Here is a 1,297-nt window from a genome sequence, read left to right on the forward strand (position 1 = left end):
GGCCAACATCCGCGAGGTGGACGCCATCGTGCACGTGGTGCGCTGCTTCGAGGACGACGACGTGATTCACGTGTCGGGTTCGGTGGGGCCGGAGCGGGATGCGGAGGTGATCAATCTCGAGCTTGGGCTGGCGGATCTCAGCCAGGTGGAGAAGCGCCGGGAACGGCTCAGGAAGCAGGTGCGCACCAGCAAGGAGGCCCAGCAGGAAGATGCCGTGCTGGCGCGCATCCAGGCGGAGCTGGAGGCCGGAGGGGCCGCCCGCAACCTCGACCTGAGCGCCGAGGAGCTGGCCCTGGTCAAACCGCTCGGCCTGCTCAGTGCCAAGCCGATCATCTACGCCACCAATGTGAGCGAGAACGATCTCGCCGGCGGCAATGCCCATGGGGAGGCCGTGGTGGCCCTGGCCGCCCGGGAGCGTGCCGAAACCGTGCGCATCTCCGCCCAGGTGGAAGCCGAGCTGATCGAGCTGCCCCTGGAGGATCGCGCCGAATTCCTCGAGGGCCTCGGGGTGAGTGAGGGGGGCCTGCAGAGCCTGATCCGCGCCACTTACTCGCTGCTCGGCCTGCGCACCTACTTCACCAGCGGCGAGAAGGAGACCCGCGCCTGGACGATCACCGCCGGCATGACCGCCCCCCAGGCGGCCGGAGTGATTCACACCGATTTCGAGCGGGGGTTCATCCGCGCCCAGACCATCGGCTGCGGCCAGCTGCTGGAGGCCGGCTCCCTGGCGGAGGCCCGCACCCGGGGCTGGCTGCGCAGTGAGGGCAAGGACTATGTGGTGGTCGAGGGCGACGTGATGGAGTTCCTGTTCAATGTCTGAGCTGATGCACACCCCCAGGCAGCCTCCATGGCGGGGGGCCTAGGGCCTGGCATCGGTCAGAATCAAGACCCCCAACGGAGGACACCATGAGCCAGACATCAGGTCCGGGCGAGGCGGCCCCCGAGAAGGCCCAACCTGCCGGCCCTACTCCAGATCTCCCCGCCGACCACCCCCATAACTTCGACGCCCAGAAGGAGCTGCACCGCAAGATCCGCAACGATCCCGACTACGACGACTGGGAGTACGGCACCGAACCGCTGCCCCATGAGGCCTGGGCCCTCAGGCAGCCTCCAGAGACCTCGGCCTGATCCTCTGCACCAGCAGCTGGCCCCCCAGACACAGGGCTGCCGCCGTGAACCACACCCCCACGCCGTGACCCTGGCGATCCAGGGCCAGACCCGCCAGCAGCGGAGCGGTGAGGGCGCTGAGGGCAAAGCACTGGGAGAACAGGGCCATGGCCAGGCCCCTGTGCTGGGG

At 68.5% G+C, this 1,297-nt stretch carries 2 protein-coding genes and 1 pseudogene; 2 read left to right on the plus strand and 1 reads right to left on the minus strand.

Going from position 1 to position 1,297, the window contains the following annotated elements; translation table 11 throughout:
• Both ychF and IQ216_RS13845 read left to right on the plus strand, forming a co-directional pair.
• Positions 1–820: redox-regulated ATPase YchF (gene ychF, locus IQ216_RS13840; RefSeq protein WP_193815930.1), on the plus strand; the 820-nt coding region annotated here is incomplete at its 5' end.
• Positions 821–906: 86 nt separating this feature from the next.
• Complete coding sequence (locus tag IQ216_RS13845) at positions 907–1,128, plus strand: hypothetical protein (RefSeq protein ID WP_186700887.1); 222 nt, start codon at positions 907–909, stop codon at positions 1,126–1,128.
• Here the strand turns inward: IQ216_RS13845 and IQ216_RS13850 are convergent.
• Positions 1,100–1,297 (minus strand): annotated as a pseudogene (locus tag IQ216_RS13850) (MFS transporter); the annotation flags it as partial. The gene IQ216_RS13845 and the pseudogene IQ216_RS13850 overlap by 29 nt on opposite strands.

The sequence above is a fragment of the Cyanobium sp. LEGE 06143 genome, from assembly GCF_015207535.1.
In the GTDB taxonomy this organism is placed as follows: Bacteria; Cyanobacteriota; Cyanobacteriia; order PCC-6307; family Cyanobiaceae; genus NIES-981.

Bases quoted from the DNA above. Each gene is read 5' to 3' on its own strand.
- IQ216_RS13845 (WP_186700887.1), top strand. From the start codon at position 907: ATGAGCCAGACATCAGGTCCGGGCGAGGCGGCCCCCGAGAAGGCCCAA.